This is a genomic window from Brochothrix thermosphacta DSM 20171 = FSL F6-1036 (assembly GCF_036884295.1).
Lineage (GTDB): Bacteria > Bacillota > Bacilli > Lactobacillales > Listeriaceae > Brochothrix > Brochothrix thermosphacta.
Map to the genome: position 1 here is coordinate 1264629 of NZ_CP145608.1, position 13706 is coordinate 1278334.

Genomic DNA, 13706 nt, shown 5'->3' on the forward strand with positions numbered 1-13706 from the left:
TGATGACTGAGATATATGCACATCGAGGAAGCAAGGGGACACACCCTGAGAATACCTTGATAGCCTTTAGAGAATGCCTTAATTTGGCCATTACAGGAATAGAGCTGGATGTCCATTTATCGAAAGATGGCAAACTGATTGTGATGCATGATGACTTTATTGATCGTACGACCAATGGTAAAGGTGAAATTCGCAACTATACACTTGCTGAGTTGAAAAAATTTGATGTGGGTAATTATCGTGATGAACCACAAAAAATTCCTACGTTGGAGGAAGTACTTGATTTATGTCAGTCATCAGGCTTAACCTTGAACATTGAGCTTAAAACAGATGTAAATCGTTACCGAGGCATTGAACGAAAAGTTTTGCGTTTACTCAAGAAAAAGCAGGGTGATTTAACCGTTATTTTTTGTTCGTTTAACTTTAAAACGCTGCGCCGTTTACGTCGCTTAAATCGAAAAGCGAACCTCAATGTTCTAATTAAACGTAATCTAAAGCCCGGTTTAAAATGGGCAAAAAAAGTGAAAGCTGATGCGATGCATCCGCCGTTTTACATGAAAAATAAAGCTGAGGCGTGGGAAACACTTTATAAAACCCGTTATTGGACGATTAACAAAGTCGAGGATATGCGTGAGTGTTTTGCAAATCCAAATGTAACAGGCTTTATGACGGATTTTCCTGCGTTAGCAGCAGAAATTAAAGAAGAGATGGAAAGGGCGGAAACAGATGTCTAAACGTCCCGTTGTGGCCTTAATTGGCCCAACAGCTGTTGGGAAAACCGCTTTAAGTTTACATTTAGCGCAACGATTTGGATCTGAAATCATCAGTGGTGATTCGATGCAAATCTATCGTGAGATGAATATTGGTACGGCGAAAGCAAGCGCAGCTGAGCAAAAACAAGTACGTCACCATATGATTGATATCGTTGATCCGACGACGAACTTTGATGTCTCGCAGTTTGTGCAGACAGCACGTCAAGAAATTGATGCCATGCCAATTACTGCTGTCCCCTTAATTGTTGGTGGCACTGGATTATACATTCAATCCGTGTTATTCGATTTTAAATTAGGACAAGCACCTGATAACCCAATTGTAAGAGCTAAATACGAACAACTGTTATCGGAACAAGGAAAAGTAGCGTTATTTGCTGAATTAGAAGCAAACGATCCTGTTTCCGCAACGTTGATTCACCCCAATAATACGCGTCGTGTGATTCGTGCGCTTGAGGTGACTGAGGTAACAGGTATTCCTTTTTCTCAACAACAACCAGAACCGCCCCAAGCACATTACCCACATTTAATTATTGGTCTTAATACAGAACGAGAGCGATTGTATGAGCGTATTAATCAACGTGTGGACCAAATGATGAGCGAAGGTCTTGTTGCTGAAGTAAAGGCCTTACAGAGTAAACTAACAGCTACAACCGCCTATCAAGCAATTGGTTACAAGGAAATTTTAGACTACTTGGACGGACGCTGTTCATACGAAGCTGCCGTCGATTTAATCAAGCAACGGTCGCGTCATTATGCCAAACGACAATTAACGTGGTTCAATAATCGGATGAACGTTTCTTGGCTTGATGCAGAAGATCCTGAATTGCTAGAGAAAGCGACAAAATTAGTAGAAAATTTTATAAATAATACAAAAAAAACTATCTAACTGGGATAGTTTTTTTGTTGCTTAAAAGTTGATTTATCAATGTTTGTTAGCAAATTGGACTATACAAATGTAACAAAAACTAACAAAATAAAGTCATCTGTAAGAATATCTAACATAATGATTGTAATTGAATTTAAAGTCGAGTAAACTTACACTATCATCTTCGTTAAGGTGACAAATTCAAGGTAATGAGGTGATTGGAAGTGGCTAACAGAGAAATTAGACGAACGTTTGCTGTTTTTCCAATTGGTTCCGTCATGAAACTAACAAATTTTAGTGCACGACAAATTCGTTATTATGAGGAGCAACAACTCATCACTCCCGATCGTAATCAAGGCAATCATCGCTTGTTTTCACTAGATGACATTGATCGTTTGCTAGAAATTAGAGATTTTTTAGATGAAGGTTACACTATTGCGGATGTGCGTGATATTTATCGTCGCCGCTTAGAATCTGATAAATCTGACGATGCCAAAACACGTCGTTTATTACGCGAGGAAATTCTAAACTCAGGTCCATTTAGGCAACAGGGGCAAATGCCAGGTAGCACATTTAGACAATAAACTATTTTACCTATTTTAAGGAGGAAGATTAATGAGTTATACGAAAGAGGATTTACTAGCGATTGCAGAAACAGAGCACGTCAAGTTTGTGCGTTTACAGTTCACAGATGTTAACGGTACGATTAAAAATGTTGAGGTGCCAGTTAGTCAACTCGATAAGGCACTTAGCAATAAAATGATGTTCGATGGTTCATCAATCGACGGTTTTACTCGTATTGAAGAAAGTGATATGTTATTATATCCCGATTTTAACACATGGGTGATTTTTCCATGGACGGCAGAAAAAGGCAAAGTAGCACGATTAATTTGTGATGTTTACACACCTAATCTACAACCGTTTACTGGAGATCCTCGTATGAACTTGAAACGTGTTTTAAAAGAAATGGAAGCAGAAGGGTTCACATCATTCAACTTAGGACCTGAACCAGAGTTTTTCTTATTCAAACTTGATGAAAATGGTAAACCCACTTTAGAATTAAATGATAACGCTGGTTACTTTGATTTAGCACCCACTGATTTAGGTGAAAATTGTCGTCGTGATATTGTACTTGAATTAGAAGCAATGGGCTTTGAAATTGAAGCGTCACATCACGAAGTAGCTTCTGGTCAACATGAAATCGACTGGAAATATGCTGATGCAGTTTCGGCGTGTGATAATATCCAAACATTTAAATTAGTTGTTAAAACAATTGCTCGTAAACATGGTTTGCATGCAACATTTATGCCAAAACCTATTTATGGCATTAACGGTTCAGGAATGCATTTCAACATGTCATTATTTAACGAAAAAGGAAATGCCTTTTACGATGAAAATGGCAAAGACGGTTTAAGTGAACTCGCTTATCACTTTATTGCAGGGATTTTACGCCATGCAAAAGGGTATACAGCGGTTACTAACCCAACAGTTAACTCATACAAACGCTTAGTACCTGGCTACGAAGCGCCAAGTTACATCGCATGGTCATCTTCTAACAGAAGTCCACTTGTTCGTATTCCATCGTCACGTGGCTTATCAACACGCGTTGAATTACGTAGCGTTGATCCATCAGCGAACCCATATCTTTCTATGGCAGTTGTATTACGTGCTGGTTTAGATGGTATTAAACGCAAATTAGAAGTACCTGCACCAATCGATCGTAACATTTACAGTATGACAGCAAGTGAACTAGAAGAAAATGGCATTGATCAATTACCAAGTGATCTTAGCCGAGCACTTGAAGCCTTATCAAAAGATCAAACAATCATTGATGGATTAGGTGAGCATATTTATGCCAACTTCCTTGAATTGAAAAACCTTGAATGGGATTCTTATAGAACGACTGTACATGCTTGGGAACAAGAGCAATACCTCGAACTTTATTAATCACCCTAATTAAAGCCCGCCAGACTAATGTTTGGTGGTTTTTTTTTTGCTGACAGCGTTGCGAATTTATTCGCTTACGAAAGCAGTATGGGACGGAGCATTCGAAAGAAAGTGAGTACTATTCATCTGAATTTTTGAAGTTGTATTCTAGAAATACTTTTTCAATGTTCTTAGACTGCGTTTCATTTGTGGAGAAATCAATTTGTTGTCACCAAAAATAAGTGTTTGATAGAATGAATCTTAGCCATTTTTTCACACTTATTTGTAGTTAGTTGTTAACAGGTGATACGAAATGAAAAGGTAAATATAAGTTGTTATTGCTTGAATTCGAGTTATAATTCTCGTACAATATAAATAGAGAGAGGCATGCGTCAACATAGCCCTCAATGTAGAACCGTTTAAAGACGATGGCTAGAATTAAATAGTTATCAAAAAACCATCTAAGACTGGCAAAAGAGTTAGATGGTTATTTTTTGCTGTTTTTGTATAATAACACCAACGCTGCAAATTGAATAACAAGCGCTAATGACTCATATACCGTCATGCTTACCTTTCTAAAAAGGCTTGCCAACAGAACAACATAGGCATCACCTCTTTCTTAATGAGATTTAGCCACCATTTTCACACTTTCCTACATTTAGATGATAACATAAGTCAACAGGTGATGCGAAATGGAAAGGTGAAACTTCGCCAAAAATTGTGAAGTCACACAAGTTTCCTCAGACAGAGTGTTGTTTTATAATTTAGAAATATTTCATGTTAAGATTATTTCTAAAATAATAGTTTTTATCGATCAGGAAAATCATTCTATTTTCAAATATTACCTTGTTGTGGCGGTGTTTTGTTGCTATATTAGAAAAAGGGGTGATTAAATGAATGAAATCGATTATTTAGCAGATGTTATTTCAAAAAATAGTTTTGCTATTGAGATTATAAATGCAGGTGGTAATAGCATCTATGACACTGCACGAAATAAGACGGTAAAGGATATACTCAGTAATGCTCCAATAAATTTTAAGCAACAACGTTTAACAGAAATGTTTGATTTTTTGATTGAGAGCGAATGTATCCTTGTTGCAAACGAGAAACCTTTTAAGAATTCTGGACATGATATATCACAGGAGTTAACAAAAAAATTCCTGAGTTAACTATATAGTAAATGGGTAAGAAATAGAGCTATCCTCGTTAATAGCTCTTAAGATTGTAAAAGCCAGTGAAATTTGTGTTTTTATACAAATTCCACTGGCTTTTTTATTTGATTGAATAATCCTAATTAAGGTAGATTAGATTCGTAAAGTTTAATGTAATCGTCGACAGATTGTCTACTGACGAGTTCTTCAATAAGAGTGTAAGGAATTTTATTGATATTACTAAAACGAATACAACTTTTCCCCATATTTAATTTGGTAGAAACATGGTGTGGATACTCGGCAACAAATCATTCTAATAAAGCAGGGTCTGCATAGAGTCCTAAATGATAGAGTGAAATGTGGTTCTTTTGAACACCTATACTTAAAAAGGGGAGTGGTAATTCAGGGGTAACATGGTAACCTGCTGGATACAATTCCTTTGGAATAACAAATGTAGGCATGTCGTATTGCATAATACAAACAAATCCCTCGGGTAAGGCATTGGTAACTGTTGTTAATAGTCTTTCGTAGGCTGATCGACGTGTTTCATCAATCGCCGCAATATATTCTGAAATAGTCATGTCATCACTCCCTTAGATACCTTTAATTTTAGCATAATGAAAGAATGATAGCTGGAAAATCTTCAGAATATAAAAAGGTAAAATACGCAATTGATGGAAAGGTATTTATAAGACAATAAGATAAACATTAGTGCTAGATACTCATAAGGCATTAATATCTGCATTAATGCTTAATTAAATATAAAGATGCTTATAAGACATGAATCAAATGAAATGGTACTCGCTTGCGCTAAGGATTGGTACTCGCATTCTTCGAAGGCTCCGTCCCATACTGTCCTTGTCCTTGTAAAGCTCATGTCTTCGCAACAATGTCAGCACCCATACTACTCTCGTAAAGCGGATAAATCCGCTACGATATTAGCACTCATACTGTCTTTGTATGCTCATGTCTTTGCTTTGATAACAGTAATTTAAAGAAACTCTTCCTGACAAAAAGCGTCAAAAAGAGTTTTTTCTCCAGCACTTCAAGCCAAAACTTGTGAGATTTCAAAGCTACTCATAGCAATAAAAATAATCGCTAATCATTCTTTTCCAATCTCTTCAGTTCTGAACGGGCTTTAAGGTACTTTTATTTATCTCCAGCACTTCAAGCCAAAACTTGTGAGATTTCAAAGCTACTCATAGCAATAAAAATAATCGCTAATCATTCTTTTCTAATCTCTTCAGTTCTGAACGGGCTTTAAGGTACTTTCAATTTTTCCAGTTTATTCGGAGCTGATCGTTTGGTTTTGCTTTTATTCAGTGATTTTAATTGTTTTGATTTTGATGTCTTTTTCTGGTTTATCATTGGCGCCGACTTCAGTTTCAGCAATTTTATCAACGATGTCTAAACCTTCGATTGTTTGTCCAAATACTGTGTAAGAGCCATCAAGAGAGGGTACGCCTTTTAATTTTTCATACGCTTCTTTAACGCTGTCAGTGTATTGAATTGAATCGTTTTTAATTTGATCCGCTGTTAAAAATTTATTTTGTACGATGTAGAATTGGCTGCCGTTTGTATCTGGGCCAGCATTTGCCATTGCAAGTGCACCACGGAAATGATACAGGTTGTTTGAAATCTCATTTTTGAAAGGTTTTTTCCAGATGCTTTCGCCGCCTGTACCGTCACCTTTAGGATCTCCTGATTGAATCATGAAATTATCGATTACACGGTGGAATAACAAACCATCATAATAACCGTCTTTTGCATGAGTGACGAAGTTTTCAACGGCTTTAGGTGCTTCTTTTGGGAAAAGTTTAATTTTTACAGTACCTTCAGTTGTTTCGATAGTTGCGACAGGTTGGCCTTTTTCAACTTTATCATCTAATTGTACCAATTTTGGTTCAGTTTTTTTCTCTGTTTTTGCTTCGTTATTGCTGTTTTCTTTTTTTGATGTGTCATCTTTAGAACTTGATGAACAGGCGGCTAGCGTAAACATGGCTATCGCAAGTGTAAGTAATAATGCAATTTTTTTCATTTGTAATTCCTCCTTAGGTCAATACTACGATTTTAGCATAATTTAAGGCCATATATAAAGCTAAATCCTTTCTATTTTTTACTATGTCAGGGAATTAGATGAAAGGCTGCGCGGTTCTATCATATTTAAGGGGAATTTGATATAATCATAAGGAGTTAATTATAGAGGAGAGTGACTATGCGTATATTATTTATTGGTGATGTGGTAGGTTCATTAGGACGCGAGATGATTACTACATATTTACCGTTATTGAAACAAAAACATCAACCTAACGTGACAATTATTAATGGTGAGAATGCTGCCAGCGGGCGTGGGATTACAGAGAAGATTTATAAAAAATTCATGACAGATGGCGCACAAATGATTACGATGGGAAACCATACGTGGGATAATCGTGACATTTTTGAATTTATTGATGATGCTAAATGCTTGATTCGTCCGGCTAATTTCCCGGAAGGAACACCTGGTAAAGGTTTAGCTTATGTTCGTTATAACAATGTTGAAGTGGCGGTTATCAATCTACAAGGACGTACTTTCTTAGCAGATTTGGATGACCCCTTCCGTAAAGCGGATGAGTTAATTGCTGAAGCGCGTGAACGTACAGATATGATTTTTGTTGATTTCCATGCTGAAACAACAAGTGAAAAAGAGGCGATGGGCTTTTACCTGGATGGGCGTGTTTCTGCCATTGTAGGTACACATACTCATGTTCAAACAGCAGATGAACGTATTTTACCAAGAGGAACTGCGTACATTACAGACGTTGGGATGACAGGCCCTTATGATGCGTGTCTCGGTATGAATAAAGAGGCAGTCATTAGTCGCTTTTTAACACAAATGCCTACACGTTTTGAAGTGCCAAAAGAAGGGCGTACAACGCTAAGCGGCACATTAGTAGATATTGATCCTAAAACAGGCTTGGCTAAACGTATCGAACGGATTGTAATTAATGAGGATCACCCGTTCCGACCAGAATAGGAGGAATAACATGTATTCTGAAGATGATATTATCAAAAAAACAGCGGAGTTAACAGCTGCAATCCAAAAAACTGAAGAAGTGGCATTTTATCGAGAAGTTGAAAAACAAATTGCGCAAAATCAAAAAATTTCTCAACGTGTGGATCAAATCAAAGCGCTCCAAAAAGAAGTTGTTAATCTTGAACATTATCAAAAGGTGAATGCCGCTAAAGAGATTAATGACCAAATAGATACATTACAAGAATCAATTAATGAATTGCCAATTGTACAACAGTTCCGTCATTCACAAATGGATGTCAACGAGTTGCTCCAATTAATGATGCGTAATATGTCAATCAGTGTGAATGAAGAAATGGAAAAGTCTACTACTAAAGAATAGAAGGAGTCGACATAGATGGCTTATACCCCAATGATTCAGCAATACCTTGCGATTAAAGAACAGCATCAAGACGCCTTTCTTTTTTTCCGACTAGGTGATTTTTATGAAATGTTCTTTGAAGATGCACTTAAAGCATCACAATTATTAGAAATTACGCTCACTGCACGTGATGGTGGAGACCAAGGTAAAATACCAATGTGCGGTGTTCCTTATCATGCCGTACAAGGTTATATCGATCGTTTAGTAGGCAAAGGGCATAAAATTGCAATTTGTGAACAGGTAGAAGATGCAAAACTCGCTAAAGGAATGGTTAAACGCGAAGTTGTGCAAGTTATTTCACAAGGAACATTAATGGAACGTGGCGGCTTGAATGAGAAAGAAAACAACTATTTAGCAGCTGTCGTTGAACATGCATCGCAACAATATGGTTTAGCTTACTGTGATTTATCAACAGGTGAAATGGCCATGACATACTTTGCAGCGGATTCGCAAAAATTAATTGATGAATTAAGTACAATTAATGCAAAAGAAGTAATTATGGCATCTGATACAGATGAAGCATTACTTGAACAATTACGATTGCAACTTAATGTGATGATTTCCCATAATGATGCCTTGAATTGTGCCAAATCACATGCCTCACTTTTGAGCCAAACAATTAATGAAGTTGAACATCAAGCGGTATCGCGTTTGTTGAATTATCTTGATGATACCCAAAAACGTGATTTAACACATCTACAACCTGCGAATCATTATGAATTAAACTTGTTTATGAAAATTGATTTTTATTCGAAGCGTAACCTTGAAATTACCGATTCAATTCGTGGTAAAGGACGTCAAGGAACGTTGTTGTGGTTATTAGATGAAACACAAACCGCAATGGGTGGCCGAATGCTGAAACAATGGTTAGATCGCCCGTTAATTGAACGCTCTCAAATTGAACGACGCCAAGATAACGTGGCTGCGTTGATGACTTATTTCTTTGAACGTCAAGAATTGGCGCAAGCACTGAAACAAGTTTATGATTTAGAACGTTTAAGTGGTCGTGTGGCATATGGTAATGTGAATGCCCGTGATTTAGTGCAATTGCGTCAATCACTGCAACAAATACCCGCAATTAAAGAGTTGTTAGAGTCGATGACAGATGCTAACTTAAAAACATTAGGCCAAAGGTTAAACCCTGTTACTGAATTACGCACACTGCTTGAAGAAGCGGTGGTAGATACACCGCCTATCGCACTCAAAGAAGGTGGCATGATTCGTAATGGCTATAATGCTGATTTAGATGTGTATCAAGATGCGATGCATAATGGTAAATCATGGTTGGCGGCGTTAGAAACACAAGAACGTGAAGCAACCGGGATTAAAAACCTTAAAATTGGTTATAACCGTGTGTTTGGTTATTACATTGAAATTACGCGCTCACATTTAGCGAATGTGCCAGAAGACCGTTATGAACGTAAACAAACCCTTTCAAATGCAGAACGTTTTATCACACCTGAATTGAAAGAGAAAGAACGTATTATTCTAGAAGCGGAAGAAAAAAGCTTAGCATTAGAATATAGCTTGTTCCTTGAGTTACGTGAGGCGGTAAAAGCATATATTGAACCGCTACAAACGTTAGCAAAAGCGATCAGTGAAATTGATGTGCTACAAAGTTTTGCTTCAGTAAGTGAATCACAACAATTCACACGACCGGTTTTCTCGAATAACCGCGAGATGAACATTGTAAATGGTCGTCACCCCGTCGTTGAAAAAGTACTGGGTCATCAAAGTTATGTCGCAAATGACTGTGTGATGCATAATGATCGACAGTTATTGTTGATTACAGGGCCAAACATGTCAGGTAAAAGTACGTACATGCGTCAAATCGCTTTAATTGCGATATTGGCTCAAGTCGGTTGCCAAGTACCTGCCACAGAAGCAGAATTGCCATTATTTGACCAAGTATTTACACGAATTGGTGCAGCCGATGATTTAATTTCAGGCCAAAGTACTTTTATGGTGGAGATGCTTGAAGCGAATAACGCGATTCAAAATGCAACACCGGACAGTTTGATTTTATTTGATGAAATTGGTCGAGGCACGGCAACTTATGACGGAATGGCATTAGCACAGTCAATGATTGAGTATATTGACGAAAATGTGCATGCTAAAACGCTCTTTTCAACACATTATCATGAATTAACAGCTTTATCTGATACGCTGGAACACCTTTTTAATGTACACGTAACTGCGGTAGAAGAAGATGGTAAAGTGGTATTCTTGCATAAGATAGAGGAAGGACCTGCTGATCAAAGTTATGGTATTCATGTGGCACGCTTAGCTCATTTACCTGATGCCTTAATCGAACGCGCCGGTCATATTTTAGAACAACTTGAACAAAAAGAACAGGTGATTATCCAAGCGCCATTAGAACGAAAAACGGCACCACTTCCAACTGTGGCGGTGAAAGAGGTTGTTAAAGAAGAGCAACAGCCGCAACAAACGCTGGAGGAACAACAATTATCTTTCTTTGAGGAGCCAGTTAAGCAACCAGCGCCATCAAAGGCAGAACAAAAAATTATTACACGCTTGAATGCATTGGATTTATTAGCAATGACACCGATGGAAGCAATGATGTCACTCTATGATATTCAAAAAGATTTAAAAGCAAAAAAATAATCCGTATTTCAAACCAGTTTCTGAGAGATCTCAGTGCTGGTTTTTTGTTGTGAACGATTTTGAGTGCGTCTAAAATTGTTTTTATGCTAAAATGGAGGAATAGAAAGAACTGCTTGAAGGGGGAAAGATGATGAATCGCATACAACAATTACCAGATATATTATCCAATCAAATCGCCGCTGGTGAAGTGGTCGAGCGACCGGCTTCTGTCGTAAAAGAATTAGTAGAAAATGCTATCGATGCAGAAGCGACTGTCATTGATATTTTAGTAGAAGAAGCAGGACTTAAAAGCATTGATATTATCGATAACGGTAACGGCATCGCACCTGAAGATGTAACGTTGGCTTTTTCACGTCATGCAACGAGTAAAATAAAAACAAAAGATGATTTATTTCGCATCGCTTCGTTAGGTTTCCGTGGTGAGGCGTTACCAAGTATTGCCTCAGTATCTGAATTAGATTTGACCACATCGACGGGAACAGTAGGTACGCATGTGTTGTTACAAGGTGGCGTCGAAACACTGCATGAATCGTCTTCCGCTCGTAAAGGGACGCATGTGAAAGTTAGTAATCTCTTTTACAATACACCCGCACGCTTAAAATACATCAAAAGTTTACCAACGGAGTTAGGACATATTACGGATGTCATCAATCGCTTATCATTAGCACATCCTAATATATCTTTCCGCCTTGTGCATGATGGAAAATCAGTTTTACGTACGGCAGGAAACGGTAATTTAAAACAAGTCCTTTCACAAATTTATGGTTTAGCCATCGCTCAAAAAGCGAAACCAATTAAATTAAGTACGAATGACTTTAACATACAAGGTTATCTTGTATTGCCAGAAATCAGCCGTGCCTCACGACAATATATTTCAACAATTATAAATGGTCGTTATATTCGTAACTTTGCGTTAGTAAAAGCGATACAAGAAGGCTTCCATACGTTATTGCCAATTGGACGTTACCCAATTGTTGTGTTGCAAATTGAGATGGATCCATTAATTGTTGATGTGAATGTCCATCCTTCTAAATTAGAAGTTCGCCTCAGTAAGGAAAAAGAACTTGGACAAGTGATAGCGCAAGGAATTAAAGCTGTTTTTAAGAAAGAACGACTAATACCGGATGGTCCTGAGAGTAAGCAACAAACCCAGGTAGCACCAGTCAATGATCAAGCGCGTTTCAACTTTGATTCGCTGATATCTAGTGCGCGCTCATATGATTCAGATACAAATACTTCCAGTGATTCGGTGCATGAAGCGGTTGAACCATTACCTGATGGCCCTGCCATAGTGGATGATTTGGACAGCGTGATTGAGCAAACAGTGATGTACGATAATGATACACCTGACTACAATCAAACACCCGTTGTCGAAGAAACAGATGAAGGCAGACAACGTCAACCACGGATGGCAAAACTGTATCCGATCGGTCAAATGCACGCGACCTATATTCTAGCGCAAAATGAAGAAGGTCTATTTATCATTGATCAACACGCCGCTCAAGAACGAATGAAATACGATTACTTTAAGATAAAGATCGGTGAAGTCGAAAACAGCGCTCAAAGCTTACTGATTCCGCTTGTATTAGAGTTTTCAATGGATGAAGCCTTACGCCTCACAGAAAAGTTAGAACGCCTCACAGCGATAGGTATTGAGATTGAAGCTTTTGGACAAGGGAGTTTTGTTGTTCGCTCATATCCAACTTGGTTCCCGAACGAAAACGTTGATCAAATTATTCGTGACATCGTGCAAGACGTGTTGGAACACCCTAATGTGGACGTCGCTAAATTCCGTGAGAAAACAGCCATTATGATGAGCTGTAAAAAATCAATTAAAGCGAATCATTACCTCAATAGCGAGGACATGCAACGTCTGTTAGATGACCTCCGCTATGCAGATGATCCCTTTACCTGCCCACACGGACGCCCCGTGGTTATTAAATACTCAGTCTATGAAATGGAGAAGATGTTTAAACGGGTGATGTAAGGTTCTGAAATGAAAGGCAGTGTGGGATAATAAAAATAAAAGAAAATGCCATTTAGTTAAAGATAACTCTTATTAAGTATAATTAAATAACTGAGCTAGTTGAAGTGCCAGCATGCGAACTAAATGAAGAGTTTTTAATTGTTTGATGCGCTGTGTTAGAATAACTGTACTTTTATAAATGAGGAGGAGTTAAGTTGAAATTACTAGTAGTAGAAGATGATTCTGATTTACGTTCGGCCTTAGTTGAGGGGTTGCGTCATTCAGGATATGCAGTTGATGAGGCAGAAAATGGCGAAGATGCTTTGTTTCAATATGAAACTGAAAACTATGACTTAATGATTTTAGATTTAAATCTTCCTGAACGTGATGGTTTTTCTGTTTTGGAAAAGATTAGAGAAGCTGATTTGGAATTTAAAGTCTTAATATTAAGTGCCCGTAACCAAGCGGAAGATAAAGTCAGAGGTTTGGATGTGGGTGCCAATGATTATCTTACGAAGCCCTTTGATTTTATTGAATTGGAAGCTCGTATTAGAAACTTATTGAGACGTCAATTCATCCAAGAAAAAACAGATTTAGAAGTAGCTGGGATTAAGATGAGTATCGATAAAAATCAAGTGTTGGTTAATGAAACAGAGTTAAAGTTAACCAAAAAAGAGTTTTCAATTTTACGTTACCTATTAATGACTCCTAACAAGGTAGTAAGTCAGGAAGAATTGATTTCTCATGTTTGGGATAGTCATGCTAATCAGTTTAGTAGTTCTATTCGTGTGCATATTGCTTCACTGCGTAAAAAGCTGAAAGAACAATTAGGCTATGATGTGATTGGAACTAAAGTTGGTGTTGGTTATTATTTAGTGAAAGAGACAGGTGAAGAACATGTTTGATAGAATTCCCATTCGGATAAAGTTTACTGCTATGACGATGATAATTTTGACAGTCTGTTGT

At 37.6% G+C, this 13706-nt stretch carries 12 protein-coding genes; 10 read left to right on the plus strand and 2 right to left on the minus strand.

Going from position 1 to position 13706, the window contains the following annotated elements:
• Nucleotides 1–2: 2 nt before the first annotated feature.
• The 5 genes from V6S17_RS06525 (at nt 3) to V6S17_RS06545 (ending at nt 4733) form a co-directional block, all read left to right on the plus strand.
• A complete protein-coding gene (locus V6S17_RS06525) occupies nt 3–734 on the plus strand; it encodes a glycerophosphodiester phosphodiesterase family protein (protein WP_029090980.1) in 732 nt (243 codons plus the stop codon).
• Nucleotides 727–1659, plus strand: coding sequence for a tRNA (adenosine(37)-N6)-dimethylallyltransferase MiaA (miaA, locus tag V6S17_RS06530; RefSeq protein ID WP_029090979.1), 933 nt, complete (start codon nt 727–729; stop codon nt 1657–1659). Before V6S17_RS06525 ends, miaA begins: the two co-directional genes overlap by 8 nt.
• Before the next feature lie 203 nt (nt 1660–1862).
• Nucleotides 1863–2222 (plus strand): MerR family transcriptional regulator, encoded by a 360-nt coding sequence (locus V6S17_RS06535; RefSeq protein ID WP_029090978.1) that lies wholly within the window; start codon nt 1863–1865, stop codon nt 2220–2222.
• A gap of 31 nt (nt 2223–2253) precedes the next feature.
• Nucleotides 2254–3585 carry a type I glutamate--ammonia ligase gene (gene glnA, locus V6S17_RS06540; protein WP_029090977.1) on the plus strand — a complete coding sequence of 444 codons (1332 nt, stop codon included), beginning with the start codon at nt 2254–2256 and terminating at the stop codon, nt 3583–3585.
• A gap of 872 nt (nt 3586–4457) precedes the next feature.
• Nucleotides 4458–4733: a hypothetical protein gene (locus V6S17_RS06545; RefSeq protein ID WP_029090976.1), complete on the plus strand. Its 276-nt coding sequence runs from the start codon at nt 4458–4460 to the stop codon at nt 4731–4733.
• Between the two features lie 290 nt (nt 4734–5023).
• On the opposite strand, the gene V6S17_RS06550 is transcribed toward V6S17_RS06545, so the two are convergent.
• Nucleotides 5024–5296, minus strand: a complete 273-nt coding sequence (locus V6S17_RS06550) for a DUF1801 domain-containing protein (RefSeq protein WP_244877102.1) — start codon at nt 5294–5296, stop codon at nt 5024–5026.
• Between the two features lie 734 nt (nt 5297–6030).
• Complete coding sequence (locus V6S17_RS06555; RefSeq protein ID WP_029090975.1) at nt 6031–6753, minus strand: peptidylprolyl isomerase; 723 nt, start codon at nt 6751–6753, stop codon at nt 6031–6033.
• Between the two features lie 177 nt (nt 6754–6930).
• On the opposite strand from V6S17_RS06555, the gene V6S17_RS06560 reads away from it, so the two are divergent.
• The 5 genes from V6S17_RS06560 (at nt 6931) to V6S17_RS06580 (ending at nt 13645) form a co-directional block, all read left to right on the plus strand.
• Nucleotides 6931–7731: a TIGR00282 family metallophosphoesterase gene (locus V6S17_RS06560; RefSeq protein ID WP_029090974.1), complete on the plus strand. Its 801-nt coding sequence runs from the start codon at nt 6931–6933 to the stop codon at nt 7729–7731.
• Nucleotides 7732–7741: 10 nt separating this feature from the next.
• Nucleotides 7742–8110, plus strand: a complete 369-nt coding sequence (locus V6S17_RS06565; RefSeq protein WP_029090973.1) for a RicAFT regulatory complex protein RicA family protein — start codon at nt 7742–7744, stop codon at nt 8108–8110.
• 15 nt (nt 8111–8125) lie between these two features.
• A complete protein-coding gene (mutS, locus tag V6S17_RS06570; RefSeq protein WP_029090972.1) occupies nt 8126–10774 on the plus strand; it encodes a DNA mismatch repair protein MutS in 2649 nt (882 codons plus the stop codon).
• Between the two features lie 130 nt (nt 10775–10904).
• Entirely contained in the window at nt 10905–12761 is a 1857-nt protein-coding gene (gene mutL, locus V6S17_RS06575; RefSeq protein WP_036026958.1) for a DNA mismatch repair endonuclease MutL, read from the plus strand.
• A 194-nt stretch (nt 12762–12955) separates the two neighbouring features.
• Nucleotides 12956–13645 carry a response regulator transcription factor gene (locus tag V6S17_RS06580; protein ID WP_029090970.1) on the plus strand — a complete coding sequence of 230 codons (690 nt, stop codon included), beginning with the start codon at nt 12956–12958 and terminating at the stop codon, nt 13643–13645.
• The last annotated feature ends 61 nt before the right edge of the window (nt 13646–13706 follow it).